General features: G+C 63.3%; 23 protein-coding genes. 13 read left to right on the top strand and 10 right to left on the bottom strand.

What is annotated here, in order from left to right:
- Positions 1 to 7 precede the first annotated feature (7 nt).
- The 3 genes from HU766_RS18020 to HU766_RS18010 form a co-directional block, all read right to left on the bottom strand.
- The gene (locus tag HU766_RS18020; protein WP_186659451.1) at positions 8 to 2,179 is read right to left on the bottom strand and encodes a response regulator; all 2,172 of its coding nucleotides are present in this window, start codon (positions 2,177 to 2,179) and stop codon (positions 8 to 10) included.
- 86 nt (positions 2,180 to 2,265) lie between these two features.
- A complete protein-coding gene (locus HU766_RS18015; RefSeq protein ID WP_033697315.1) occupies positions 2,266 to 2,898 on the bottom strand; it encodes a LysE family translocator in 633 nt (210 codons plus the stop codon).
- A 66-nt stretch (positions 2,899 to 2,964) separates the two neighbouring features.
- Complete coding sequence (locus HU766_RS18010) at positions 2,965 to 3,579, bottom strand: LysE family translocator (protein ID WP_047583884.1); 615 nt, start codon at positions 3,577 to 3,579, stop codon at positions 2,965 to 2,967.
- Positions 3,580 to 3,690: 111 nt separating this feature from the next.
- Here HU766_RS18010 and HU766_RS18005 point away from each other — a divergent pair, with 111 nt between their 5' ends.
- Both HU766_RS18005 and HU766_RS18000 read left to right on the top strand, forming a co-directional pair.
- Entirely contained in the window at positions 3,691 to 4,143 is a 453-nt protein-coding gene (locus tag HU766_RS18005; RefSeq protein WP_033697313.1) for an Lrp/AsnC family transcriptional regulator, read from the top strand.
- Positions 4,144 to 4,458: 315 nt separating this feature from the next.
- Positions 4,459 to 5,871: a cytosine permease gene (locus HU766_RS18000; RefSeq protein WP_033697312.1), complete on the top strand. Its 1,413-nt coding sequence runs from the start codon at positions 4,459 to 4,461 to the stop codon at positions 5,869 to 5,871.
- An 83-nt stretch (positions 5,872 to 5,954) separates the two neighbouring features.
- Here the strand turns inward: HU766_RS18000 and HU766_RS17995 are convergent, their stop codons facing one another.
- Positions 5,955 to 6,848: a LysR family transcriptional regulator gene (locus tag HU766_RS17995; RefSeq protein ID WP_033697311.1), complete on the bottom strand. Its 894-nt coding sequence runs from the start codon at positions 6,846 to 6,848 to the stop codon at positions 5,955 to 5,957.
- A gap of 147 nt (positions 6,849 to 6,995) precedes the next feature.
- Here HU766_RS17995 and HU766_RS17990 point away from each other — a divergent pair, with 147 nt between their 5' ends.
- From HU766_RS17990 to HU766_RS17975, 4 genes are all read left to right on the top strand, one after another.
- Entirely contained in the window at positions 6,996 to 8,066 is a 1,071-nt protein-coding gene (locus HU766_RS17990) for a 4-oxalomesaconate tautomerase (RefSeq protein WP_077068377.1), read from the top strand.
- Between the two features lie 62 nt (positions 8,067 to 8,128).
- Complete coding sequence (dctA, locus tag HU766_RS17985) at positions 8,129 to 9,445, top strand: C4-dicarboxylate transporter DctA (RefSeq protein ID WP_186659443.1); 1,317 nt, start codon at positions 8,129 to 8,131, stop codon at positions 9,443 to 9,445.
- Between the two features lie 91 nt (positions 9,446 to 9,536).
- Positions 9,537 to 10,862, top strand: coding sequence for a citrate:proton symporter (locus HU766_RS17980; protein WP_328286657.1), 1,326 nt, complete (start codon positions 9,537 to 9,539; stop codon positions 10,860 to 10,862).
- A 36-nt stretch (positions 10,863 to 10,898) separates the two neighbouring features.
- A complete protein-coding gene (locus HU766_RS17975; RefSeq protein WP_186659433.1) occupies positions 10,899 to 12,152 on the top strand; it encodes an OprD family porin in 1,254 nt (417 codons plus the stop codon).
- Positions 12,153 to 12,180: 28 nt separating this feature from the next.
- Here HU766_RS17975 and HU766_RS17970 read toward each other — a convergent pair whose 3' ends face one another.
- The 4 genes from HU766_RS17970 to glnT form a co-directional block, all read right to left on the bottom strand.
- On the bottom strand, positions 12,181 to 13,506 hold the full coding sequence (locus HU766_RS17970) for an FMN-binding glutamate synthase family protein (RefSeq protein WP_033697307.1): 1,326 nt from the start codon (positions 13,504 to 13,506) through the stop codon (positions 12,181 to 12,183).
- A 15-nt stretch (positions 13,507 to 13,521) separates the two neighbouring features.
- The gene (locus HU766_RS17965) at positions 13,522 to 14,196 is read right to left on the bottom strand and encodes a protein glxC (RefSeq protein WP_047583883.1); all 675 of its coding nucleotides are present in this window, start codon (positions 14,194 to 14,196) and stop codon (positions 13,522 to 13,524) included.
- Between the two features lie 27 nt (positions 14,197 to 14,223).
- Positions 14,224 to 15,129 carry a glutamine amidotransferase family protein gene (locus tag HU766_RS17960; protein WP_186659431.1) on the bottom strand — a complete coding sequence of 302 codons (906 nt, stop codon included), beginning with the start codon at positions 15,127 to 15,129 and terminating at the stop codon, positions 14,224 to 14,226.
- A gap of 65 nt (positions 15,130 to 15,194) precedes the next feature.
- Positions 15,195 to 16,529, bottom strand: coding sequence for a type III glutamate--ammonia ligase (glnT, locus tag HU766_RS17955; RefSeq protein WP_186659429.1), 1,335 nt, complete (start codon positions 16,527 to 16,529; stop codon positions 15,195 to 15,197).
- Positions 16,530 to 16,832: 303 nt separating this feature from the next.
- On the opposite strand from glnT, the gene HU766_RS17950 reads away from it, so the two are divergent.
- On the top strand, positions 16,833 to 17,426 hold the full coding sequence (locus HU766_RS17950; protein ID WP_186659426.1) for a cupin domain-containing protein: 594 nt from the start codon (positions 16,833 to 16,835) through the stop codon (positions 17,424 to 17,426).
- 294 nt (positions 17,427 to 17,720) lie between these two features.
- Complete coding sequence (locus HU766_RS17945; RefSeq protein WP_186659424.1) at positions 17,721 to 18,650, top strand: DMT family transporter; 930 nt, start codon at positions 17,721 to 17,723, stop codon at positions 18,648 to 18,650.
- Between the two features lie 96 nt (positions 18,651 to 18,746).
- Here the strand turns inward: HU766_RS17945 and HU766_RS17940 are convergent, their stop codons facing one another.
- Entirely contained in the window at positions 18,747 to 19,454 is a 708-nt protein-coding gene (locus HU766_RS17940; protein ID WP_186659421.1) for an NUDIX hydrolase, read from the bottom strand.
- Positions 19,455 to 19,592: 138 nt separating this feature from the next.
- Between HU766_RS17940 and HU766_RS17935 the strand changes: the two genes are divergently transcribed.
- From HU766_RS17935 to HU766_RS17920, 4 genes are all read left to right on the top strand, one after another.
- Complete coding sequence (locus HU766_RS17935; protein ID WP_186659419.1) at positions 19,593 to 20,243, top strand: isochorismatase family protein; 651 nt, start codon at positions 19,593 to 19,595, stop codon at positions 20,241 to 20,243.
- Complete coding sequence (gene pncB, locus HU766_RS17930; protein ID WP_186659417.1) at positions 20,240 to 21,439, top strand: nicotinate phosphoribosyltransferase; 1,200 nt, start codon at positions 20,240 to 20,242, stop codon at positions 21,437 to 21,439. The genes HU766_RS17935 and pncB overlap by 4 nt, the downstream gene beginning before the upstream one ends.
- 81 nt (positions 21,440 to 21,520) lie before the next feature.
- Positions 21,521 to 21,757, top strand: coding sequence for a hypothetical protein (locus tag HU766_RS17925; protein ID WP_186659415.1), 237 nt, complete (start codon positions 21,521 to 21,523; stop codon positions 21,755 to 21,757).
- Positions 21,758 to 21,769: 12 nt separating this feature from the next.
- Positions 21,770 to 22,462, top strand: a complete 693-nt coding sequence (locus HU766_RS17920) for a YetF domain-containing protein (RefSeq protein ID WP_186659413.1) — start codon at positions 21,770 to 21,772, stop codon at positions 22,460 to 22,462.
- An 89-nt stretch (positions 22,463 to 22,551) separates the two neighbouring features.
- Here HU766_RS17920 and HU766_RS17915 read toward each other — a convergent pair whose 3' ends face one another.
- Complete coding sequence (locus tag HU766_RS17915) at positions 22,552 to 23,439, bottom strand: LysR family transcriptional regulator (protein ID WP_033697297.1); 888 nt, start codon at positions 23,437 to 23,439, stop codon at positions 22,552 to 22,554.
- Positions 23,440 to 23,551: 112 nt separating this feature from the next.
- Between HU766_RS17915 and HU766_RS17910 the strand changes: the two genes are divergently transcribed.
- Entirely contained in the window at positions 23,552 to 24,613 is a 1,062-nt protein-coding gene (locus tag HU766_RS17910; RefSeq protein WP_186659411.1) for a YeiH family protein, read from the top strand.
- The last annotated feature ends 37 nt before the right edge of the window (positions 24,614 to 24,650 follow it).

Here is a 24,650-nt window from a genome sequence, read left to right as displayed (position 1 = left end):
ACAGCGGCTAACGCGGGGCGGCCAGCAACCGCGCCACACTCTGCGCCAGCTCGGCGCGCCGGTACGGCTTGCGCAACACCTCGAAGCCCTTGAGCTCGCGGGGTGTAAGGTTGGCATAGCCGGTGATGATCAACACCGGCAGGTCAGCCTGGCGCTCGCGCATCTGTTGGGCAAAACGCACCCCGGTCATGTCGGCCATGACGTGGTCTGTCACCAGCACGTCCGGCTGCCAGCCCTGCTCCACCCGCTGCAGCGCTGCCGCGGCACTGCTCGCTTCGCACACCTCGTACCCCAGGTCGCGCAATTGCAAGGCCGTGGCATGGCGCACGATCGCCTCATCATCCACCAACAGAATTCGGCTGGCGCGGTCGGCCAGGGGCGCCTCTGCACTGTCACTGTCACTGTCACGGCCAACTGCGGCGACATCGCTGATCGGCAACCACAGCGTGGCCACAGTCCCCTCCCCCTGCTGCGAGCGAATCGCGAAGCCACCACCCGACTGCACCGCCAGCCCCTGCACCATCGGCAGGCCAAGGCCGGTGCCCTTGCCCACGCCCTTGGTGGAATAGAATGGCTCGACGCAGCGGCGCAGCTGCTCATCGCTCATGCCGCTGCCACTGTCGCGAACCTGCAGCCAGACCAACGGCGCGCCCGCAGTGCCTGCCGGGTGCGGTGGGCCGTCGGCATCGAGCCCGGCGACGATGCTCAGGGCACCACCGCCGGCCATGGCGTCGCGGGCATTGACCACCAGGTTGAGCAGCGCCAGCTCCAGTTGATGCGGATCGACCAGCACGGCGGGCAGCAACGGGTCGACTTGCACCTGCACGGCAATGGTCGGCCCAAGCGAGCGCGCCATAAGTTCGCGCATGTCCTCCACCAAGGCAGCCAGCGACACGGCTTGTGGCTTGAGGGTTTGTCGACGGGCGAAACTCAGCAAGCGCCCCACCAGGTTGCGCGCCCGCTCGGCAGCCTGCAGGCCCCCGTCGATCAAGCGGGGAGCTCGCTCGGATTGCGGGTGCCGACGCATCAATTCGAAGGAGGCGATAATTGGCGTGAGCATGTTGTTGAGGTCATGGGCGATGCCACCGGTCAACTGGCCGATCATCTCCAGCTTGTGCGCTTCATGCAGTTGCAGAATCGCCGCCTCGCGCTCGGCCAGCACGGCCGCGACGCGCTCCTCCAGGCTTTCGTTGAGCAGGTGCAGGGCACGCTCTGCACGGGCATGGGTAATGGCCGCCCAGGCTTGCTTGGCGGCATCCTCGACCAGTTGGCACTCGTCTTCGAAGCAGTGATGTGGCGTGTGAAAGTGCACGGCAAGCATGGCTTCCAGGTGGCCGGCGCGCAGCACCGGCACATGCAGCGTGCTACACAAGCCGCTCAGCGGCGCCGATGCGCTGTCATAAGCCTGCTGCACCACCTTGCCCGCCACCAACTGCTCACGCAGCGATGCCCCGTAGGTGGCGTAGCGGTGCTGGCCGACCCTCGAAGGCAGGCCGTCAGCCCAGTCATGCGCAACCTTGTAACCTGTGCCGTCGCCCAGGTCCTCGCCGAAACACACCTGCGTCGCCCCCAGGTGCTGGGCGAGGCGTGCTACCACATACGCTTCGATACGCTCCGCTTCACCCAGCCCAGGCAAGGTGCGGCCCAGCTCCAGCAAAAACGCCTGGCGCTGTTGGAAACGAACCCGTTCGGTGGTTTCAGTCACCAGGCACAACACCCCGCCAACGCTGCCATCGGCTTCGCGCACGGCGGAATAGGAGACATCGAAGTACACGGTCTCACCCAGGCCGCGACGCTCTATATAGAACGGGCGGTCCTTGGCTGAAAACGTCTGGCCGGTCTCACGCACGCCACGCAGCAGCGGCTCAAGGTCGTCCCACAGCTCACGCCAGTTGTCCTCAGCCGGGCGCCCCAGTGCCTGGGGATGCTTGGTACCAATGGTCGGTGCATAGGCATCGTTGTAGAGCGCTACGTAAGTTTCGCCCCAGAACAGCACGAACTGCGCCTGGGCCGGCAGCAATGTAGCCATTACCGCCTGCAGGTGGGGCGACCAGTGCTCGGGGGGGCCGAGCGGCGAGCTGCTCCAGTCCATCGACTGCAGCAGGCCACCGATGGTGCCGCCGTTGAGCAGAAAATGCAGTGGCGGAGTGTGCGCATCGCGTTGCTGTAACAGGTTCATGTCTGGGAAGCCCCGGGCACCTTGCTATCCATCTTACGATAGGAGCGTTGCAATCAACGGTTCGTTCCACAGAGATCAGCGGTTGTTCAGCGGCGCCCTTCGGCCAGCATGCGCAGGGCAAGGCCGGCCAGTACGGTGCCCATCAGCCAGCGCTGAACCTGCTGCCACACGGGCCGGCCGCCGAGAAACACGGCGATGGAACCGGCCATCACGGCGATCAGCGCATTGACCGATACGCTGATGGCGATTTGCGTGCAGCCCAGCACCAGCGACTGCACCAGTACACTGCCGTGACCGGGCTCGATGAACTGCGGCATCAGCGACAGGTACATGACCGCGATCTTGGGGTTCAGCAGGCTGGTGGCAAAACCCATGGTGAACAGCCGCCGCGGGCTGTCGGCAGGCAGTTCACGTACCTGAAATGGCGAGCTACCGCCGGGCCGCAGCGCCTGCCAGGCCAGGTACAGCAAGTACAGTGCGCCACCGATGCGCAGCACGTCATAGGCAAACGGCACCGCCATCACCAGCGCGGTGATACCCAGCGCCGCGCAGAGCATATAGATGACGAAGCCCAGGGCCACGCCGCCAAGGGATATCAAGCCGGCGTTACGGCCTTGGCAGATCGAACGAGAAATCAGGTAGATCATGTTCGGCCCGGGCGTCAGCACCATGCCCAGGCAGATCAGCGCGAATGTCAGCAGTTGGGCGGTTTCGGGCATGGGGCACATCCTGGCTGTGCGAAGAGAAGCGGCAAGTGTATCCGAGCCACGTCAGCGCCGGTAGATTCAGCCCAACTGCCCGGCAATCAGCCCCAGGGCCACCGCGATCATGGCAAGGCCCGATACCCGCCCGACCATCTTCGCTGCCCCAGGCCGGGTACTCAGTACGGCCTTGGCGCCATAGCCCACCAGCGAATAGATCACCAGCGAGCTGCACAGGTGCACCAGCCCGAGCAACAGGATCTGCAGCGGCACGGGCCAGCTGGAGTGTGGGTCGGTGAATTGCGGCAGCAGGGCAAGAAACAGCAGGAACACCTTCGGGTTCAGCCCACTCACGCAAAAGCCCTTCAATGCCCAGCGCGAACCGGAGTCCCCCACGCCGTCCTGCCCCGCCTGCGGCACACCCGGGCTCAGCAGCAGGTTGCCGCCCAGCCACAGCAAGTAGGTACAGCCCGCCAGCGTCAGCAACATCAGCGCCAGCGGGTGCCCAGCGAGCAGGCTGCCCACGCCCGCAGCCACCACCAGGGTTGCCAGGAAGTGCCCCGACAACATGCCTGCCACCGCAGGCATCACCCAGCGCCCGCGCATGCCCGCGGAGATGGCATACGCCCAGTCCGCCCCTGGGGTGATCACAAACAGCAACGACACGGCCCAGAACGCCGTCAGCACACTGATTGCCACTTGAATCTTCCTTATGTGTTGTCTTTGTGTGCAGAAAGATTACGGATTCCGTCGGGGCATTTTCTTTCGTATATTCCCCACCAACATACAAATACTGGAAGATTCTTCTCAATGGACCGGACAGATCGAAAAATCCTTGCCGAGCTGCAAAAAGATGGGCGCCTGTCGGTGACCGAGCTGGCTGACCGCGTAGGGTTGAGCTTGTCGCCCTGCCATCGTCGCCTGAAGGCGCTGGAAGACGCCGGCGCCATTCTCGGGTACCACGCGCGCCTGGCACCGGCCGCGCTGGGGCTTAACTTTGCCGCGCTGGTGTTCGTCACCCTGCGCGAGGTGACGCGCCAGCCGGTGGCGGACTTCGAGGCGGCACTAGCCGAGATCCCCCAGATCGTCGAGGCGCAGCGGTTGTTCGGTGACCCGGATTACCTGCTGCACGTGGTGGCGAAGGACCTGCCAGCGTTTCAGAAGCTGTATGACGAGCACCTGACCAGCATTCCCAATGTGAAGCGTCTGAGTTCGACATTGGTGATGAAGGAAGTGATTCAGGATCGGCTGTTACCGATGTAGTGACAATTTCTGGTTTTCTACCGCCTGTTCACCTGCACTGGAAACGCGCACGCCGCACCACGCCGGCTCACCTGTGCTGTTTCCCGACAGCCTGCAGCCCCCAACCTCAAGGCTTTCAGCGCGGTGGCCCGCTCCTTGCTACCACTCGTCCCTTAACCTTTTGTCAGCCTTAGGTTTTTTAAGGTTTATGGGCACATATTTACTAATTTCTCGTTATCCCGACTCCCCGCATCATCCCTCCAACAAGAACGCGTTGCCCTTCGCCGGCACGCCCCCGGGCAGTACCCCCTGCCCCACCTTGCCTTGGAGTCAGTCATGACCAGTGCAGCCAACACGGCACCCCTCATAGAAAAACACACGATCGGCTACGTGCCCCCGCAAGACCGCCATGGAAAGGTAAGGGATCTGTTCACATTGTGGTTCGGCGGCAACATCGCGCCGCTGCCCATCGTCACCGGCGCGCTGGGCGTGCAGTTGTTTCACCTGAACCTGGTGTGGGGCATCATCGCCATCCTGGTCGGCCACCTGGTCGGCGGGGTGTTGATGGCGCTGCACTCGGCCCAGGGCCCGCAGATGGGCATCCCGCAGATGATCCAGAGCCGCGCCCAGTTCGGCTCGCTCGGCGCGCTGCTGGTGGTGGTGATCGCCGGGGTGATGTACATCGGCTTCTTCGCCTCCAACATCGTCCTGGCCGGCAAGTCGCTGCATGGTGTGGTCGAGGCCGTGCCGGTACCGGTGGGTATCGTCATCGGTGCGCTGGGGTCGGGCATCATCGGCATCATCGGCTACCGCTTCATCCACGTGCTCAACCGCATCGGCACCTGGGTGCTCGGCATCGGCATCGTGGTCGGCTTCGGCTACATCTTCAGCCATGTGCAAAGCGACGACTTCCTGACCCGCGGCGGCTTCAACCTGGCCGGCTGGCTGGCCACCGTGTCGCTGGCGGCGCTGTGGCAGATTGCCTTTGCCCCTTACGTGTCGGATTACTCGCGCTACCTGCCGGCTGACGTGAAGGTCTCATCGACCTTCTGGACCACGTACCTGGGCTCGGCCCTGGGTTCGAGCCTGTCGTTCATCTTCGGCGCCGTGGCGGTGCTGGCGATCCCGGCCGGCATGGACACCATGGACGCGGTCAAGCTCGCCACCGGCACCCTCGGCCCGATCATGCTGGTGCTGTTCCTGCTCAGCGTGATCAGCCACAACGCCCTCAACCTGTACGGCGCGGTGCTGTCGATCATCACCCTGATCCAGACCTTCGCCCACCGCTGGATCCCCACCGCCAAGAGCCGCGCGGTGCTGTCGCTGATCGTGCTGACGGCTTGCAGTGTAGTAGCCGTGTTCGCCTCGAAGGACTTCATCGGCCACTTCGTCGACATGGTGCTGGTGCTGCTGGTGGTGCTGGTGCCCTGGACCGCGATCAACCTGATCGACTTCTATGTGATCCACAAGGGCGACTACGACATCCAGTCGATCTTCAAGGTCGATGGCGGCATCTACGGGCGCTACAACCCCCAGGCGCTGATTGCCTATGCGGTGGGCATCGTGGTGCAGATCCCGTTCATGAACACGCCGCTGTACGTCGGGCCGATCTCCGAGCACATCAACGGCGCCGACCTGTCGTGGGTGGTCGGGCTGCTGGTCACCTCGCCGCTGTACGGGTGGCTGGCGAGCCGCGACAGTGCCTATCGTCGTCGGCAGACCAGTGCCAAGCTGGCGGTGGGCGTGTGATCGCCCGCTGAGCCAACCGGCATCACCTGCAGCCGGCCCGTGGCGACACGGGCCGGCTTGTTTCTGACCCCCGCACGGCGTTTCTAGCCGCCCCGCCATTTTTCCAGCAGGATCGACACGAACTTTTCTGCAGCCGGCGACAGCGAAGCCCCGCGCCGATAGACCAGGCCCAGAGTGCGCGTCACCTGTGGGTCGGTCAGGGGCACGCTGACCAGGGTCGGGTGGTCCGCTGCCGGCATGGCCAGGCTGGGCATCGCAGACACACCAAGCCCTGCCTCGACCATGCCGAGCGAAGTGGACAGGTGCTGCACCTCATAAAACCATTTGGGCCGTATGTTGAGCCCCGACAAGGCGTGGTCCAGCAGCATGCGGTTACCACTCAGGCGCCCCACGCCGATCAGGCGGTGGTCAGCCAGCTGCGTCCAAGTCACCGATTCGCGGCTTGCCAGTTCATGATCGCGGCGGCAGGCCAGCACGAAATGCTCGTTGACCAGCGGCACAAACTCGATGTCCGGGTGCTGGCCACTCATCATGTTGATGCCGAAATCGGCCTCGCCGCGCAAGACGGCTTCAAGGCCATCGTTGGCGCTGAGATCGAGCAGGCGGATGCGGATTTTCGGGTATTGCTCGTTGTACTGGCGAATCACGGTGGGCAGGAAGTAGAACGCCGCCGTCGGGATGCACGCCAGGGTGACTTGTCCGGTCTGGCGCTCGGCCAGTTCGCGAATACTCAGGATCGAGTCTTCGAAGTCATCGAGCAGGCGCCGCGCCTTGGGCAGGAAATCGCGGCCGACACTGGTCAGGCCAACCCGACGCGTGGTGCGTTCGAGTAAAGGCGTGCCCAGGCCCTCTTCCAGCTTCTTGATCCGCCGGCTGAGTGCTGGCTGGGAAAGGTGCAGGGCCTCTGCTGCTTCATGAAAGCTGCCGAGTTCGGCGATTTTCACGAAAGAACGGATATCTTGCAGCTCATATTCCACAGGTTTGACTCCACGTCATAGCGTCGGCAATTATTCAACTGGATGCATCAATCGCTACGATATTTGCATTGGATTGATTTATCAACGCCTGTCACTCTTTCTCTCAACACATCAATGATGCCAATTGATCAACGAGAGTCAGTAGTCATGCAACGAATCCCTTGTGTGCTCATGCGCGGCGGTACCTCCAAAGGCCCTTTCTTCCATGCCTGGGACCTGCCGGCCAATGTGGTGGAACGCGACGAAGTACTGATCAGCCTGATGGGGTCTGGCCATGAGCTGGAAATCGACGGCATCGGTGGTGGCAGCCCGCAAACCAGCAAGGTGGCGATCGTCAGCCCCTCGCTGCACCCTGACGCCGACGTCGATTACCTGTTCGTGCAGGTCATGGTCGCCGAGCGACGCGTCGACACCGCGCCCAACTGCGGCAACATGTTGTGTGCGGTCGGCCCATTTGCCATCGAACAGGGGCTGGTGAAAGCCCAAGGCGACAAAACCCTGGTGCGCATTCGCAACCTCAATACCCAGACCTTCGTCACCTCGCTGGTGCAAACCCCTGGCGGCACCGTCAAGTACGAAGGCCGCACCGCTATCGACGGCGTACCCGGCACGGCCGCGCCGATCCACCTGACCTTCCTCGACGCGGTCGGCAGCAAGACTGGAAAACTGTTCCCCACCGGGCAGGCCCGCGATGTGTTCGACGGCACGGCCGTCACCTGCATCGACATGGCCATGCCGCTGATGATCATCGAAGCCAGCCAGCTGGGCCTGGCCGGTAACGAGCGCCCTGCCGCCCTGGATGCCGACAGCGCACTGCTCGAGCGCCTGGAAGCCCTGCGGTTGCAGGCGGGCCGGGCCATGGGCCTGGGTGATGTGCGTGGCATGGTGATCCCGAAACCGGTGGTGGTATCGCCGCCAACCAGCGACGGCACGCTGCAGGTGCGCTACTTCATGCCGCACAACTGCCACCGTGCGCTGGCGATCACTGGCGCGATTGGCCTGGCCACGGCCTGCGTGACCCCCGGCACCGTGACCGCCCAACTGTTGGGCGAGCACGCCCTGCAACTGTCCGAAGTACGGCTGGAGCACCCCAGCGGCGTCATCGATGTGGCCTTGAGCCGCGATGGCGGCAAGCTGCAAGCGTCGGTGATCCGCACTGCCCGCCGGCTCTTCTCAGGTTACGTGTATGCCCCGACAATGCGCCGCCTTGCCAGCTAGCGCGTACTGCACATGTTCAACCCAAAGCGCATCCGCACAATTTCAACAATGGGTGATGCCTCATGAAACTCATCAAATCGTTGTACTTTCAGATCCTCTGCGCCGTGCTGCTGGGTGTACTGGTCGGCCACCTCTGGGCCGAGCAGGCCGTGGCGCTGAAGCCGCTGGGCGATGCCTTCATCAAGCTGATCAAGATGATGATCGCGCCCGTGGTGTTCTGCACCATCGTCACCGGCATTGCCGGCATGACCGACAAGCGCTCGCTGGGGCGCCTGATGAGCAAGACGCTGCTGCTGTTCCTGGTGCTGACGGTGATCAGCCTGGTAATCGGCCTGGTGGCCGTGCATGTGTTCCAGCCTGGCGTGGGCATGAACATCGACCCTGCCACGTTGAGCACGGCGGGCCTCAGCCAGTACACCGCGTCGGCGGCCAAGCTGGGCGTGGTCGACTTCTTCATGCACATCATCCCTGACACCTTCATGGGCGCTTTCAACAAAGGTGAAGTGCTACCGGTGCTGTTCATCGCGGTGCTGTCGGGGTTTGCCCTGTCGGCCATGGGCGAACATGGCCAGCCTGTGCTGAACGTGCTGGAGTCCGCCTCGCAGATGGTGTTCCGCATCTTCGGCTACCTGATGCGCTTTGCCCCGGTCGGTGCGTTCGGCGCGCTGGCCTTTACCGTGGGCCAGTACGGCATTACCTCGCTGGGCGCCTTGGCCAAGCTGGTGATGACCCTGTACATCGCCTGCGCGTTCTTTGTGCTGGTGGTACTGGGTGGCCTGTGCCGGCTGCACGGCTTCAGCTTGTGGAAGCTGTTGCGGTTCTTCCGCGAGGAGTTCCTGGTGGTACTCGGCACCTCGTCTACCGAGCCGGTATTGCCACGGATGCTGGAAAAGCTGCAGGCGCTGGGGTGCAGGAAGGGCGTGGTCGGGCTGGTGCTGCCCACGGGCTACTCCTTCAACCTCGATGGTACTGCGATCTACCTGTCGCTCGCCGCCGTATTCATCGCGCAAGCGTGCAACATCGACCTGAGCTTGGGCCAGACGCTGACCATGCTGGCGATCATGCTGTTGTCGTCCAAAGGCGCCGCCGGTGTGACGGGCAGCGGTTTCGTGGCGCTCGCTTCGACGCTGACGGTGATCCACGATATCCCACTGGCCGGCCTGGCGCTGCTGATCGGTATCGACCGCTTCATGTCAGAGGCACGCGCCCTCACCAGCCTGGCCAGCAACGCCGTGGCCACCGTGGTCATCTCGCTGTCCGAAGGTGCTTGCGACCGGCAGGTGCTCAGGCAAATGCTGGCAGACGGGAAAATGCCGTCAACCGCCGTCGCCGAGCCGAACGCCCCCTGGCCGGCCGCTGAGCCTACCCACCAAAGCTGACCCCCGCTGCACCTACGTTAACCGCACCGCCCGGCAGGCATGACGCCGGGCGGCAAGACCGCCGTTTGCCTTGCGTTCGGCCACACTGACAATAACAACAAGAGAGAAAACCATGCTGGCATTGCTGGGTTTGACCATGGTGGTGGCATTCACCTACCTGATCATGAGCAAACGCTTGTCGCCTATCGTCGCCTTGACCTTGGTGCCGATCGTGTTCGCCGTGATCGGAGGCTTCGCGCCCGACCTTGGCAAAATGATGCTCGACGGCCTGAAAATGGTCGCACCCTCGGCAGCATTGCTGCTGTTCGCCATCTTGTTCTTCGGCCTGATGATCGATGCCGGCCTGTTCGACCCGCTGATCCGCATGATCCTCAAGCGTGTCAACGGCAACCCGGTAAAGATCGCCATCGGTACCGCCCTGCTCTCGCTGCTGGTGGCGCTGGACGGCGATGGCACCACCACCTACATGATCACCTGCGCAGCCATGCTGCCGCTGTACAAACGCATCGGCATGAACCCGATGATCCTCGCCACCGTAGCCATGCTGTCGCTGAGCATCATGAGTGGCTTGAGCCCTTGGGGCGGGCCGGCGACGCGGGCGATTGCGGCACTGGGCCTGGACGCGTCCGAGTACTTCATCCCCATGCTGCCGACCATGGTCGGCGGTGCCGCCTGGGTGGTGTTCACGGCATTTCTGCTGGGGCGCGCCGAGCGCAAGCGCATCGGCAACATCCAACTGCAAGCAGGCGGCGGCAACTGCTACATCAAGGCCATTCTGGAAGAGACCCCGCACAAGCGCCCACGGCTGGCCTACGTCAACCTGGTGCTGGTGGTGGCAGTGATGATCGCCCTGGTAGCCGGGGTGATGCACGCCGCGATTCTGTTCATGATTGGTTTTGTCGCCGCGCTGATGATCAACTACCCGCAACTGAATGTGCAGAAGGAGCGGATACTGGCGCACTCCGGCAATGCCATGACCGTCGTACTGCTGGTATTTGCCGCAGGCATCTTCGCGGGCATCTTCTCCGGCACCAAGATGGTCGATGCGCTGGCGCAGACCTTGGTCGACTGGATTCCGCCATCCTGGGGCCACTGGTTCCCGCTGGTGGTGGCCATTACCAGCATGCCGCTGACCTTCGTGCTCTCCAACGATGCCTATTACTTCGGTGTGGTGCCGATCCTGGCCAATGCCGCCGCAGCGTATGGCATCGACCCGGTAGAGATCGCCCGCGCCTCGGTGCTCGGCCAGCCGGTGCACCTGATGAGCCCGCTGGTGGCCTCGACCTTGTTGCTGGTCGGCATGGTCGACCGGGATATCGGCGACTTCCAGAAAGCCACGGTCAAGTGGGCCGTGCTCACCTCGCTGGTCATTACTGCCATTGCGCTGCTGACCGGAGCGCTGTCGTTCTTCGTCTGAATGCCCAACCCACAATAACAAGAGAGTATCCGGACCATGACCCAAGTCATTCTCCGCAGGGCTGCGTGCGGCCTGCTGTTTGCCCATGTGCCCCTGACCCACGCTGCTGGTTTCATCGAAGACAGCGCACTCAAGCTGCAATTGCGCAACGTGTACTTCAACGAGAACTTTCGCGACGAGCAAGGCCTCAGCGCACGTGCTGCTGCTACGGCAAAAAGTGAACGGGTGGAATGGGCGCAAGGGTTCTTGCTGGATTACGCATCCGGGTTCACACAAGGCACGCTAGGGGTAGGCCTGGATGCCATGGCACTGGTGGGCGTCAGGCTGGACTCGGGCCGCGGGCGCAGCGGTACCGGCTTGTTGCCGGTGCATGACGATGGCCGCGCGGCCAATGAGTTTGCCAGTGCCGGGGTCACCGCCAAGGCCCGGCTGGGCAAGACCGTGATCAAGCACGGTACGTTGCTGCCCAAGACACCGGTATTGGTGTACAACGACGCGCGCCTGCTGCCGCAGACCTACCAGGGCACCCAGCTGGTCTCCAGCGATATTGACGGGTTGACCTTGACCGGTGGCCATCTGCAGCGTTTCAAGCAGCGCGATTCGTCCGACAGCACTGGCCTGTTCGCCGATGGCTACAGCGGCGATGCATCGGCGGATTTCAGCTATGCCGGTGCCGATTACGCAGTGAGCAAAACCCTGCGATTGAGCTACTTTCGCGGCGAGCTGAACAACTTCTACCGCCAGGACTTTGCCGGCATTGCCCATGAACTGCCGCTGGCAGGGGGCGTGCTGGCCAGTGATGTGCGTTACTTCAAGAGCCGCGACGATGGCGCAGCGCAGGGTGGCCCCATTGATAACGACATGCTCAGCGGCCAGCTCAGCTATGCCCACAGCGGCCACACCGTGGGTGCGGGTTATCAGGTGCTCGATGGGGTTGCCGGGCTGCCCTACATCAGCGGCGCCACCGTGTACTCGTTCAGCAACGTCGGTATCGGCAAGTTCATTGAAGAAGACGAGAAGACCTGGATGGTCAGTTACGCCTACAACTTCGCGGCAGCCGGTGTGCCTGGGCTGACCTTCATGAGCCGCTACCTGAGCGGTGACAACGACAAGGCAGGTGATGCCGGGGCGCGTGAATGGGAGCGCGACAGCGAACTGGCCTACGTCGTGCAGGCGGGCACATTCAAGGGGCTGGGAGTGAAGCTGCGCAACTACGTCTACCGCGCTGATTATTCCCGGGGGCGGGACAGTAACCGGGTCTACCTGACCTATGACATCGCGCTCTGGTAGGGGCCGCTTTGCGGCCCCAATTACGGCATTAATACTGCGTCTGCCCTGGCACCCAGGCAGTGCCCGCCAGCGGCACCCGAGCCATCGCCGCCGCCTCCACAGTCAACGCCACCAGGTCCTCCGGGTCGAGGTTATGCAGGTGCGACTTGCCACAGGCGCGGGCCATGGTCTGCGCCTCAAGCACCAGCACGCGCAGGTAGTTGGCCAGCCGCCGGCCGGCCTCCTCCGGGTTCAGGCGCTTGGCCAGTTCCGGGTCCTGGGTGGTGATGCCCGCCGGGTCACGGCCGTTCTGCCAGTCATCGTAAAAACCAGCCGCAGAGCCGATCGCCTTCAACTGCTCATCCAGCCGCGGGTGGTTGTCACCCAGGGCGATCAGCGCGGCGGTGCCGATGGCCACGGCGTCAGCCCCCAGGGCCATGGCCTTGGCCACGTCGGCACCGTTGCGGATACCACCCGAGACGATCAGTTGCACCTTGCGGTGCATGCCCATCTCCTGCAGCGCCTGCACCGCCTGCGGGATGGCCGGCAAGATGGGAATGCCGACATGCTCGATGAACACCTCCTGGGTCGCGGCGGTACCGCCCTGCATGCCGTCGAGCACGATCACGTCGGCGCCGGCCTTCACCGCCAGCTTGACGTCGTAGTACGGGCGGCTGGCGCCGATTTTCACGTAGATGGGTTTCTCCCAGTCTGTGATCTCGCGCAGCTCGGCAATCTTGATCGCCAGGTCGTCCGGGCCGGTCCAGTCTGGGTGGCGGCAGGCGCTGCGCTGGTCTACGCCGATCGGCAAGGTGCGCATGCCGGCCACCCGCTCGGTAACCTTCATGCCCAGCAACATGCCGCCGCCGCCCGGTTTGGCGCCCTGGCCGAGGACGATCTCGATGGCATCGGCCTTGCGCAGGTCGTCGGGGTTCATGCCATAGCGCGACGGCAGGTACTGGTACACCAGGTGCTGCGACTGGCCACGCTCTTCCGGGGTCATGCCGCCGTCGCCGGTGGTGGTACTGGTACCTGCGATGGTCGCACCCCGGCCCAATGCTTCCTTGGCATTGGCCGACAGCGCGCCGAAGCTCATGCCGGCAATGGTCACCGGGATCTTCAGGTGGATCGGCTTCTTGGCAAAACGGTTGCCGAGCACCACATCGGTGCCGCACTTTTCGCGGTAGCCTTCAAGCGGGTAGCGCGACACGCTGGCGCCCAGCAGCAGCAAGTCGTCGAAGTGCGGCACACGGCGCTTGGTGCCGCCGCCGCGGATGTCGTAAATGCCGGTTTCGGCGGCACGCTGGATTTCCTGGATGGTCAGGCGATCGAAGGTGGCCGATTCACGCAGTACCGGGGGGAATTGTTCGCTCATGGGTAGGCTCCTGGATCAGTACGCGCTGGCGTTGTCGACTTTGAAGTTGTACAGCTGACGGGCCGAGCCGTAGCGTTTGAAATCGGCGGCCTTGTGCTCCAGGCCTGCCTCGTTGAGCAACGCCTGCAGCTCTTGCAAGTGCTCGGCACGCATCTCTTTTTCGATGCAGTCCGAGCCTAGCGACTGCACCGAGCCTTTGACGTAGATGCGCACCTCGTACAGTGAGTCGCCCAGCGCATCGCCGGCATCGCCGCATACCACCAGGCGCCCGGCCTGGCCCATGAAGCAGCTCATGTGGCCGATGCTGCCGCCGACCACGATGTCCACACCCTTCATCGAAATGCCGCAGCGTGCCCCGGCATCGCCCTCGATCACCAAGAGCCCGCCGTGGGCCGTGGCGCCGGCTGCCTGCGAGGCACTGCCCTTGACCCGCACCGAGCCGGACATCATGTTCTCGGCCACCCCCACGCCGACGTTGCCGTGCACGGTGACGCTGGCCTGTTGATTCATGCCGGCGCAGTAGTAGCCGGCGTGGCCGTCGATATCCACCGACACCGGCTGGTTGATGCCCACGGCCAGGTTGTGCTTGCCGTCCGGGCGGCTGACCCGCCATTCGCGGTCCTGCACGTCGCCATGCAGGGCCTGGTTGAGTTCGCGCACCGAGGCGCTGGAAAGGTCGATCGTTTTCATGAGGTGCTCCAGTGAGTCGGTGACAGGTCAGGCGCTTTCGCGCTCCCAGACGTACAAGGTGGCCGGTGCTGGTTCCCAGACCTTGGCGTTTTCAATGCCCGGCAGGCTGGCCAGGGCCTGGTACTCGGAGGCCATGGCCACGTAGTCGTCGGTTTCGGCGAGCACCGCCGGCTTGCAAGCGATCGGATCGCGGATCACGGCAAAGCCATTGCGGGTGCCGATGGCGAAGGTAAAGAAGCCGTCCAGGTCTTGCAGGGCGCCATCCAGGGCCTGTGCCAGGCTGTCGCCTTGTTGCAGGCGCCAGGCCAGGTAGCCAGCCGCCACTTCGGTGTCGTTGTCGGTCTCGAAGCTAATGCCTTCGCGTTTCAGCTCCTCGCGCAGGCGGAAGTGGTTGGACAGCGAGCCGTTGTGCACCAGGCACAGGTCGGCGCCGGTGGAAAACGGATGGCTGCCTTCCAGGGTCACTGCACTTTCAGTGGCCATGCGGGTGTGGCCGATGATGTGGCTGCCTTGCATGCCGGCCAGGCCGAAGCGGCTAGAGATCTCGGCCGGCAGGCCCATGCCCTTGAGGATTTCGATGCTCTGCCCGGCGCTCATGATGCGCACGTCGGCGGCCAGTTCGGCCAAGGCTGCACGGGCGGCCGCTTCGCAAGTGTGCACCTTGAGCACGGCGGCGCTGGCGTTCTGGAACCAGTCCAGCGAGCAGCCCAGGCGCCCTTCCAGTTGCCCCATCAGCGCCGCCCACGGATAGTCCACAGCGCTCGCCTGCAAGGTCAGCTTGACCCAGCCATCGGCTACTTCATCGCCATAGATGGCAAAGCCGGCGCTGTCCGGGCCACGGTCGGTCATGGCCTGCAGCATGGGTTCGAAGAGTTTGCCGAGCTGGGCTTCCAGCGCCGGCTTTTTCAGGTACAGGCCTACGATTCCACACATGGTGTTGCTCCTTACTGGGCAGTGGGCGACCGCTGTCTTGCTGGCCGCGCCAAGGATGGGGGCGGTCAGAAGAACTCGGTGTAGCGCTGGATTTCCCAGTCGGAGACGTGGCGGCAATACTCCACCCACTCCATGCGCTTGAGCTTGATGAACTCGTCGACGATCTCGGCGCCGAGCACCTCGCGGAACAGCGGGTCGGCCTCCAGCGCGTCGGCGGCTTCCTTGAGCGACTGCGGCAAGGTCTTGATGCCGCGTGCGGCGATTTCTTCCAGGCTCAGGTTGTAGAGGTTCTCGTTGCACATCTGGCCAGGGTCCAGTTCACGGTCGATACCATCCAGGCCCGCGGCGATGATCGCGGCGGTGACCAGGTAGGGGTTGCAGCCGGCATCCGGCAGGCGAAACTCCAGGCGGCCATAGGGGATGCGCACCATCGCCGAGCGGTTGTTGGCGCCATAGGCCACGAAGGCTGGCGCCCAGGTAGCACCGGACAACGAGCGGCCGACCACCAGGCGTTTGTACGAATTGACCGTGGGCGCGGCGAACGCGCACAGCGCCGGGCCATGGGCAAGCAAGCCCGCAGCAAAGTGGTAGGCCAGCTTGGACAGGCCCATGCCGCTGCTGTCGGAGGGGTCATGAAACAGGTTCTTGTGTGTGCTGCTGGCCAGCGACAGGTGGAAGTGCATGCCATTGCCGGCACGCTTGGGGTCGGGCTTGGGCATGAACGAGCAGATCATCCCCAGGTCGTTGGCGATTTCGCCGGCCGCCATGCGGAAGAAGGTGAAGCGGTCGGCCGACTCCATGGCATCGCTGTAGGTGTAGTTGATCTCGAACTGGCCGTTGGCGTCCTCGTGGTCGATCTGATAGATGTCGAAGCCCACCGGCTGCAGGGCTTCGGTCAGGCGTTCGAGGAACAGCCGCGAGCGCGACAGGCCCTTGTAGTCGTAGCACGGCTTGTCGAGGTTGTCGGAGGCATCCACCACCTGCAGCTTGCCGGCTTCGTCCCGGCGGAACAGGCTGAATTCGGGCTCAAGCCCGGTGTTCAGCGTCCAGCCCTTGTCGGCCAGGCGCTGCACCTGCTGCTGCAACACATAGCGGCTGTCGTAGGGCCAAGGTTTACCGTTGACGTGGCCGACGCATACCACCCGGCCATAACCAGGCTGCCAGGGCACCGGGATCAGCGTGGCCAGATCGCCACGGGCCATGAAGTCCGGGCCGTGCGGCTCCATGCCCATGCCGCAGATGGCGAACCCGGCGAAACCGGCGCCCTCCTCGGCCACCATCTTCAGGCCCGAGATCGGCACCGATTTGGTCTTCGCCGAGCCATGGATATCGACGAACTGCGCCAGCACGTACTTGATGCCGTGCTGGTCGAGCGTGCGCTGGGTTTCTGCTGGCAACATGGGTTGAACACTCCTGGTAAGGGGCGGCATGTAATTCTGCATGGGAAACTTACTTTCATCACAGGAATGCAATGTGCTTGCCAACTTACCGAGTGCTACCGCTTAGCGGGCACGTCCCCTCCCACAATCCCTTGTCACAGGGGGCTTGCCCGCGACAGGAGCTGGTGCCATGACGGAGACATTTTCGTTATAGATATGGGAAACTCGTTTTCACCCGAGGAAACCGACGGCCATCGCAGCCGCCCGGCGCACTTTCCCAGTGCGAAATATTTATTCTTGAACTGAAACCGTGCAGGACTCTTGATGCCGACCGAAACCGAACCCCGCCTTCGCCTGGAGCAGTACCTGGGCCTGCAGATCAAGCGCCAGCGCCAGGCCCAGTCGCTGAAGCTCGCCGATGTGGCGCGCATCGCCGGGATCAGCCAGGGCATGCTGAGCAAGATCGAGAACGCCCAGGTGTCGACCAGCCTCGATACCCTCAGCCGCCTGTGCGACGTGCTGGGCATGCCGATGGCCAAGCTGTTCAGCCAGTATGACCAGCCCGATGGCAACGCACTGCTGGTCAAGGCCGGTGAAGGGCTGGAGGTGGTGCGCCGCGGCACCGAGAAGGGCCATACCTACCACTTGCTCAATCACGCCAGGGGCCCGAAAAAGAACTTCGAGGCGTACATGGTGAGCATGGACGATGCCAGCGAGGAATTTCCGACCTTTGCCCACCCGGGCACGGAGTTCCTGCATTTGCTGGAGGGTGAACTGGTGTACCGCCACGGTAATCAGCTCTACCACCTGCATGCCGGCGACAGCCTGACCTTCGATGGCGAAACCCCACACGGGCCGGAGCAACTGGTGCAGGTGCCGATCCGGCTGTTGTCGATCATGAACTACGGCGAAGAATGACACGGCGCGGTCAAGCAACAAGCGATGTCGCGATCTGACATGTATGCGTCGCCCGCAATCGGCCTCACATCCCTGTATACAAAAATAATACACACATCGACCAGCCCCGCGCCGTGGGCTGGTTGACGCGGTATTTGCGAGTAAGCAGCCTCGCTTCACAATTCCAACGCTGTGGCGCCTTTTTGCACCGGGCAATTCGCCCGGGCTCATAACGATAAAACTCCCAGAATCAGAGACCCGCGCCGCGCCAGCCGGGAGTGTTTGCGCGCGCCACTTTGTGAAGACTTGACTGCCATGATCGCGACTTCAATCCCCGTAGCCGGTGCTGCCACCGGCCGGCGCAACGCCCTGCTCGTTGCACACCTCGCCGCTGTGCTGTTCGGCCTGACTGGTATCCTCGGCCATTTGATCGAGGCCGACGCCAGCATCATCACCTTCGGCCGTGCCACCTTCGCCTTCATTGCCCTGGGCTTTGTCGCCGGGCTCAAGGGCACCCGCCTGCTCGATGCGCTGACCTTGCGCAACCTGCCCAACCTGGGCGTGACCGGCGCGCTGCTGGCGACGCACTGGGTGACCTTCTTCATCGCCGTCAAGGTCGGCGGCGTGGCTGTGGCCACGCTGGGCTTCGCCAGCTTCCCTGCCTTCATAGCCATGATCGAACGCGGCGTGTTCGGCCAGCGTATCGGTGCCGTGCAGGGCTTGCTGTTGCTGATGGTGACTGCGGGCCTGGTGATGGTGGTGCCGTCCTTCGACCTGCTCGACAGCGGCACCCTTGGCCTGATCTGGGGCCTGGGCTCGGGCCTGGCGTTCGCCGTGCTGACCGTGGCCAACCGCCGCAATGCGTCGAGCATGAATGCCTTGCAGGTAGCTTTCTGGCAGAACGTGGTGGTAGCCGCGCTGGTTGCGCCGTTCGCCTTCACCCACCTGGCCAGTACCAGCCTGGGCGGCGACGACTGGGTCAACCTGGCGCTGTTGGGGGTGTTCTGCACCGGGCTGTCGCAGTTTCTGTTCGTCAAGAGCCTCGAAGGCCTGGAGGCACGTACCGCCGGCATGATCATCGCGCTGGAACCGGTGTATGCGATCCTCGGTGCCTGGTGGCTGTTTGGTGAGCAGCCGAGCCTGCGCATGGCGGCGGGGGCGGTGTTGATTGTGTTGGCGACCCTGCTGGCTGCGGCGCGCACAGCGCCGGCGGAGCATGGTGATACCAGCCGGTGTGGGCGGTAAGAATGGCTGTGGGTTGCTCGTCGGATCGAGGGGCTTGCGCTTCGCGGGCCCCGCTCGATCTTCACCCTCCTGAAGCAACCAACACAGGCAAGGCAGCTACTGCCCGCCCTCCGGCAACAGGCTGCGGTCGAACATGAACGGCCGCGGCCCCTGCGGTGTGTATTGAAACAACTGCTGCGGCCTGCCCAGCCGTGGCTGGTTCTTCTCCCCGGTGTCCCTCACCCACCCCTGCTCGCGCAAACGCTCCAGGCGCTTGCGCAGCGAGGTGCTGTTCACAGCCTGCCCCAGGCACGCCTGCACTGACGCCAACGCATCGAGCACCGTGAACTTCTCTGCCAGCAAGTACAACGGCAGGCTGCTGTACACCGTCTTCGCCGCCAGTCGCTCGCGGGCGCGCTCCACCAGCAGTCTGTGATCGAAGGGCAACAGGACCCTGCGCTCCAGCACGCTGTCCACATCAAAAAACGCCAGTTGCTCACCCTCAACGGCCTGCCCAGGGTCGAGCAGGGCCAGGTAGTAGGTGCTCAGCGACCAACCGCGCGGGTCACGGAAAGCATTGCCTTCGGTGCCTACCTGTTCCATGTAGCACGGTACGATACGGGCCTTTTCGCGCAAGGCGCGCTCGGCGGCGCCTTCCAGGCTGGTGTCGGCAATACGGCCGTTGACGATGACACCCGGCAACGCCCACTGGCCGACGTGCGGTTCGCGCTCACGGCGGTGCAACAACACTTGCAGGTGCTGGGCTTCAGGGGCCATGCGCAGAGCGACGATATCGACGCTGGCCAGGACTTCAGTGCTACTCACGCAAAGGCTCCACTCTTCAATCCTGCAATATTCCACCAGAGCGCTTTAGTAGTACAAGCATCTTTCCTACCTGCTCTGGTGCTTGACACACTTAATACACCAGGTGGAATATATAGCAACACCCGCGAGGAGAGCACCATGAAGATCGCCAGTTTCGACGTCGACGCGCAAAACGGCTTCACTGCCAACGCCCCACACGAACTGCCGGTACCCGAGGGCAATGAAATTGCCGCCGACCTCAACACCATGGCCCTTCGTGCCGACCTGCGCCTGGGCAGCAAGGACGCCCACCCGGCCAATGCCGCCTGGGTGGTGGCCGAACCTGGGCAGATGCTGCAACCGCTGACGCTGGCCAATGCTGACCTGACCTGGGTCAGCCACTGCGTGCCAGGCACGCACGGCTTCGAGCTGCTGCCCGGCCTGCCCGCCCCCATCGACTACGACTACTTCGTGTGGAAAGGCGTCGAACCCGACCTGCACCCCTACGGCGCCTGCTACCACGACCTGGCCGAACACCGCTCCACCGGGGTCATCGAATACCTCACCGTGCAACAGGTGGGGGCCGTCATCGTCGGCGGCCTGGCTTTGGACTACTGCGTCAAGACCACTGCCCGCCAACTGCGCCAGGCCGGTTTCCAGGTGCTGCTGTACCTGCCCGCCTGCCGCGCCCTGACCCAGGAAGGCGCCATCAGCGCCTGCGGGGCGCTGGCTGCCGAGGGTGTCATCCTCTGCGGCGACGAGGCCGCGCTCGACCACCAGCTCGCGTTGATCAAGGAAGACCGCCCATGAGTGACAGCGTATTCGGCCCACGGATCATCCAGAACCTGCTGGACACCGACTTCTACAAGATCACCATGATGCAGGCGGTGCTGCACAACTACCCCAATGCCGAGGTGGAATGGGAGTTCCGCTGCCGTAATGGTGAAGACCTCTCCCCTTACCTGGCAGAAATCCGCTACCAGGTCGAGCAACTGGCCGAGGTCACCGTCACCCACGACCAACTGGCGTATCTGGAGCAGATTCCGTTCATCAAACCAGACTTCATCCGCTTTCTCAGCCTGTTCCGCTTCAACTTGCGTTACGTGCAGGTGGGCCTGGATGACGCCGGGCAGCTGGCGATTCGCGTGCGTGGGCCGTGGCTGCACGTGATCCTCTACGAGATCCCGCTGCTGGCGATCATCAGCGAAGTGCGCAACCGCTACCGCTACCGCGAGGTGGTGATGGAGCAGGTGGGCGAGCGGCTGTACCAGAAGCTCGACTGGCTCAAGACCGAGGCCAGCGCCGATGAGCTGGCAGGCTTTCAACTGGCCGACTTCGGCACCCGGCGGCGCTTCTCGTACCGCGTTCAGGAGGCCGTGGTGCACACCCTCAAACGCGACTTCCCGGGCCGCTTCGTCGGCACCAGCAACGTGCACCTGGCCCGCGAATACCAACTCAAGCCCATCGGTACCATGGCCCACGAATGGTTCATGGCTCACCAGCAACTTGGCCCGCGGCTGGTCGACAGCCAGGCGGCCGCGCTGGATTGCTGGGTACGCGAATATCGCGGGCTGCTGGGCATCGCGTTGACCGATTGCATCACCATGGACGCGTTCATGGGCGATTTCGATTTGTACTTCGCCAAACTGTTCGACGGTTTGCGCCACGACTCTGGCGACCCGCTAGCCTGGGCAGAGAAGGCCATTGCCCACTATGAAAGTCTGGGCATCGACCCGCAGGGCAAGACGTTGATCTTTTCCGATGGGCTGGACTTTGCCAAGGCACTTGGCCTGTACCGCGCGCTGCATGAACGGATCAATGTGAGCTTTGGCATCGGCACCCATCTGACTTGCGATATCCCAGGTGTCGTACCGATGAACATCGTGATCAAGATGACGGCCTGCAATGGTGCGCCGGTGGCGAAGATCAGTGATAGCCCGGGCAAGACGCAGTGCCGGGATGAGAACTTCGTGGCTTATCTGAAGCATGTGTTCAAGGTAGCTTGAGCCCTGTCACTGTGAGCGCCTACTAGAGTGGAAGAGGTGTATGCGAAGCGGTCAAGCGAAACGGTTATTGGAGTCCACCCCATGAAAGATCAGATCACTAAGCTGGATGAAACCCTAGAGGGGCTCGCTCAGATCGCAGATGAACTCGAACGCCAAGTAGCCCCATGTCCAGTGACTCGCCTTTTGCTTATCGCATGGTTAACCGAGTGGGTGCGAGGCCCGGAAACCCAAGCTGCGTTGAAGCGAGATCTTCCTTGCTTGCCTCAATCATTGAAATCGGCCTATGCGGTGTGGATTCACCACAGCGGTGGCCGCTAACGAGGAAAACGAATGGAATCTTTCGACCTTCAACGGATGCTGCTGGGCGATCTGCCTGTGACCTTTCTTCTGGAGGTCGCCCTTAGGGTCTTGGCCGCATTTGCAGCCGTCTTCTTCTTCCTCAAATTCAGTGGCCGACGCGGAATCAAACAGCTCTCCCGCTTCGAGCTGGTCGTTATTCTGACCCTCGGCTCCGCTGCCGGCGATGTGACCTTCTACGAGGATGTTCCGCTGCTGCCGGTGGCCCTGGTCTTCTTGACGCTCCTGTTGCTGTATCGGGGTACGGTCTACCTCATGAAGCGGAGCAAGACGTGTGAAGCCTGGATTGATGGATTGCCGATAACGGTGGTGAAGGACGGAATGTACGAGATCCATTCGCTGCGCAATATGAACATTTCCTCGAATGAACTTTTCATGGAACTACGCCAGCGCGGTGTAGAGCACTTGGGACAGGTACGTTTGGGCTTGTTGGAAACTGACGGTGAGCTCAGTTTGTATTTCTATGAGCCGGAGGACACCAAGGCGGGCTTGTCAGTGCTCCCTTTCGAGCATCGTCCGCAATACTCCTCACCACCTTCTGCCGGCCTTTACTGTTGCGTGGGCTGTGGTTTTCCGACCTACCATGGGGCGCACGACTCGGTCGCATGTGAGCGCTGTGGCCATGTCGTTTGGTCCCCAGCGCTGGACACGCTACGCAATCGTTAGGCAGCGTGCTCAGCCTCGACCTTGGCCCGACGCTATTGACTGCCGTCGAAGCCGGGCGGCGCGCGAAATGCATTGGGCGCCCGCAAGACCTAACCCACTTCAAGCTCCCCAACGCACAATGCCATAAACCGTGCCGCCGCCCGCGAAGGCGTGGCGGCATGGGGCATCAGGATGGAAAAGCGCCTCACCAGTGGCTGCGGCGCAATCCGCAGCCGCCGCAACGCGCCATCCTCATGGCGAATCGACATGGCCGACACAAAGCCGATGCCCATCCCCGCCCGCACCGCTTCCTTTACCCCCTCCACGCCAGCAATTTCCAGCCCCACGCGCATCGCCACGCCACTGCGGGCAAACGCGCGTTCGACAATCTGCCGCACCCCTGACCCACTCTCACGCAGCACCAAGGGGTAGGCCCCCACAGCCTCCAGGGTCTGCGGCTCGTCACCTGCCAACGGATGGCCACTGGGCACGATGGCGACGATCTCGTCTTCACGCCACGGCGTCACCCCCGTGCCCAGGGGCAGCTCCTGCCCGGGGGGGCCTTCGATCAGGGCGATGTCGACACTGCCCAGCGCGGCGACGATTTCTGCGGTATTGCCATTGGAGGTACTCACCGACACGTCGGGGTAGCGTGCATGGAAGTCGGCGATCAGGTACGGCAACAGGTAGCTGGCCGGGGTGGTACTGGCGCCGATGCGCAGTGTGCCGCGCTCCAGGCCGCGCATAGCCTCGCGCAGGGCTTGCGCCTGGCGAAAGGTGTCGCGCAGTCGCTCGGCATGGGCCAGCAGCTGCTCACCCGCAGCTGTCAGCCGCACGCCACGGCCGGCGCGTTGATAAAGCGGTTCGCCGAACGCCTCCTGCAGCAACTTCAGCTGCCCGGACACAGCCGGCTGCGACAGGTGCAACGCCTGGGCCGCATGGCTGATGTTGCCGTGCTCGGCAACCGTGGCGAACGTTATCAGTTGTTCTGGGGTCATGAATTGAAAATATCAGCAAAATGGATACTTCACATCCTAAATTACGATTTTTTATAAGCTTATAACCAGATTAACGTAGGCCTTGTCGAAACACCTTTTCCGGAGGACTCACATGGCCACGGCTCCGTCCCACCCCGCCTATACGCCTACCCTCTCTACCCGAGGGCGGCTCAATGGCATCCTGTTCGTCGCGCTGTTCGCGCTTGCCGTCACCCAGCTGGCGGCCTTGCCCGCCATCGCCAGCCTGGGTATCAGCCCCTTGATCGTCGGCATCGTTGCCGGTGCCTTGTATGGCAATGCACTGCGCGATGGCGTGCCGGCCAGTTGGGCGGCGGGCATCAATTTTTCGGCGCGCGGGCTGCTGCGCATCGCCGTGGCCTTCTTCGGCCTGCGGGTCAGCCTGCAGGAAATCGCCGAAGTCGGCTGGTCGGGGCTGACGGTGTCGCTGCTGGTGGTGGTCAGCACCCTGCTGATCGGCCTCTGGTGTGGCATGAAGCTGCTCAAGCTGGACCGCGACACCGCGCTGCTCACCGCCGCCGGCAGTGCCATTTGCGGCGCGGCTGCGGTGCTGGCCTTCGAGTCGGCGCTGCGCAGCGCTCCGCACAAGAGCGCCATGGCGGTCGGCAGCGTGGTGCTGTTCGGTACCCTGTCGATGTTCCTCTACCCACTGGCGATCAATGCCGGCTGGCTGCACCTCGATACCCTGGGCGCCGGGCTGTTCCTGGGCGGCACTATCCATGAAGTAGCCCAGGTGGTCGGCGCCGCGAGCAACGTCAGCCCCGAGGCTACGCACATTGCGACCATCGTCAAAATGACCCGGGTGATGCTGCTGGTGCCGGTGTTGCTGGTGGTGGGCTTGTGGATCAGCCGCGCGCGCCAGCCTGGCCAGGGGCAAGGCAACGGGCGCATCGCCATGCCCTGGTTCGCCTTCGGCTTCCTGGCGCTGGTGCTGGTGAACTCGCTGCAGGTGCTGCCTGGCAGTGTGACCCAGGTGGTGAATACGCTCGACACCTTTGCCCTGACCATGGCCATGACAGCGCTGGGCATGGAGACGCGCTTCAGCCAGATCCGCCAGGCGGGGCCACGGGCGCTGATTACCGGGGCGATACTCAACCTGTGGCTGGTGGGCGGTGGGCTGGCCATTACCCTCGGGGTGCAAAAACTGTTCGGCTGAACATGCAAGCTCGGAGTGGGGGGGGGGGGGGGGGGGG

The organism is Pseudomonas sp. SWRI77 (assembly GCF_014269105.1).
GTDB classification, from domain to species: Bacteria; Pseudomonadota; Gammaproteobacteria; order Pseudomonadales; family Pseudomonadaceae; genus Aquipseudomonas; species Aquipseudomonas capeferrum.
The sequence above is the reverse complement of the archived record's forward strand: the minus strand, read 5'-3'. Positions and strand labels throughout refer to the sequence as shown.

What these genes read in the sequence shown, in the direction of transcription:
- HU766_RS18020 (WP_186659451.1), bottom strand. Translation starts at nt 2,179, where the DNA reads ATGAACCTGTTACAGCAACGCGATGCGCACACTCCGCCACTGCATTTT.
- HU766_RS18015 (WP_033697315.1), bottom strand. Translation starts at nt 2,898, where the DNA reads ATGCCCGAAACCGCCCAACTGCTGACATTCGCGCTGATCTGCCTGGGC.
- HU766_RS18005 (WP_033697313.1), top strand. Translation starts at nt 3,691, where the DNA reads ATGGACCGGACAGATCGAAAAATCCTTGCCGAGCTGCAAAAAGATGGG.
- HU766_RS18000 (WP_033697312.1), top strand. Translation starts at nt 4,459, where the DNA reads ATGACCAGTGCAGCCAACACGGCACCCCTCATAGAAAAACACACGATC.
- HU766_RS17990 (WP_077068377.1), top strand. Translation starts at nt 6,996, where the DNA reads ATGCAACGAATCCCTTGTGTGCTCATGCGCGGCGGTACCTCCAAAGGC.
- dctA (WP_186659443.1), top strand. Translation starts at nt 8,129, where the DNA reads ATGAAACTCATCAAATCGTTGTACTTTCAGATCCTCTGCGCCGTGCTG.
- HU766_RS17975 (WP_186659433.1), top strand. Translation starts at nt 10,899, where the DNA reads ATGACCCAAGTCATTCTCCGCAGGGCTGCGTGCGGCCTGCTGTTTGCC.
- HU766_RS17970 (WP_033697307.1), bottom strand. Translation starts at nt 13,506, where the DNA reads ATGAGCGAACAATTCCCCCCGGTACTGCGTGAATCGGCCACCTTCGAT.
- HU766_RS17965 (WP_047583883.1), bottom strand. Translation starts at nt 14,196, where the DNA reads ATGAAAACGATCGACCTTTCCAGCGCCTCGGTGCGCGAACTCAACCAG.
- HU766_RS17960 (WP_186659431.1), bottom strand. Translation starts at nt 15,129, where the DNA reads ATGTGTGGAATCGTAGGCCTGTACCTGAAAAAGCCGGCGCTGGAAGCC.
- glnT (WP_186659429.1), bottom strand. Translation starts at nt 16,529, where the DNA reads ATGTTGCCAGCAGAAACCCAGCGCACGCTCGACCAGCACGGCATCAAG.
- HU766_RS17950 (WP_186659426.1), top strand. Translation starts at nt 16,833, where the DNA reads ATGCCGACCGAAACCGAACCCCGCCTTCGCCTGGAGCAGTACCTGGGC.
- HU766_RS17945 (WP_186659424.1), top strand. Translation starts at nt 17,721, where the DNA reads ATGATCGCGACTTCAATCCCCGTAGCCGGTGCTGCCACCGGCCGGCGC.
- HU766_RS17935 (WP_186659419.1), top strand. Translation starts at nt 19,593, where the DNA reads ATGAAGATCGCCAGTTTCGACGTCGACGCGCAAAACGGCTTCACTGCC.
- pncB (WP_186659417.1), top strand. Translation starts at nt 20,240, where the DNA reads ATGAGTGACAGCGTATTCGGCCCACGGATCATCCAGAACCTGCTGGAC.
- HU766_RS17925 (WP_186659415.1), top strand. Translation starts at nt 21,521, where the DNA reads ATGAAAGATCAGATCACTAAGCTGGATGAAACCCTAGAGGGGCTCGCT.
- HU766_RS17920 (WP_186659413.1), top strand. Translation starts at nt 21,770, where the DNA reads ATGGAATCTTTCGACCTTCAACGGATGCTGCTGGGCGATCTGCCTGTG.
- HU766_RS17915 (WP_033697297.1), bottom strand. Translation starts at nt 23,439, where the DNA reads ATGACCCCAGAACAACTGATAACGTTCGCCACGGTTGCCGAGCACGGC.
- HU766_RS17910 (WP_186659411.1), top strand. Translation starts at nt 23,552, where the DNA reads ATGGCCACGGCTCCGTCCCACCCCGCCTATACGCCTACCCTCTCTACC.